Source organism: Streptococcus suis, from assembly GCF_002964045.1.
GTDB classification, from domain to species: domain Bacteria; phylum Bacillota; class Bacilli; order Lactobacillales; family Streptococcaceae; genus Streptococcus; species Streptococcus suis_U.
Window position 1 is genome coordinate 1 of record NZ_POPB01000505.1, and the last position, 380, is coordinate 380.

Genomic DNA, 380 nt, shown 5'->3' on the forward strand with positions numbered 1-380 from the left:
GGAACGAAACTCCGAGGAAGCAGACCAATCCGTGTTAATTTAGCAATCCAGTGAGCATCCTTCTTGTCGGTTTTCTGACCTGGGATAGCCTTCATATGGGCTGGTTGAGCCAGTATCAACTCGAAGTCATCACATAGAGCATGCCAGACAGGTCGCCAATAGACACCTGTACTTTCCATGCCAACAGCTTCCACATGAAATTGACTGAGAAAATCGTGGCAAGCACATAGGCCTTTAGTCGTTGTATCAAATGTAGCCATCTCACGCTTTGGACGAGTTGAGGTGAGAGGTCCGTGTAGGATACAGACAACAATATTGGCTTGATGGACATCAATACCTGCACAAGATTGATAGAGAACATCCATGACAATTCCCTCCTT

1 protein-coding gene is annotated in these 380 nt (G+C 46.1%); it reads right to left on the minus strand.

The annotated features are described in order from the left end of the window. Positions 1-365: IS110 family transposase (locus tag C1E99_RS12295; protein ID WP_153060229.1), on the minus strand; the 365-nt coding region annotated here is incomplete at its 3' end. Positions 366-380: the final 15 nt, after the last annotated feature.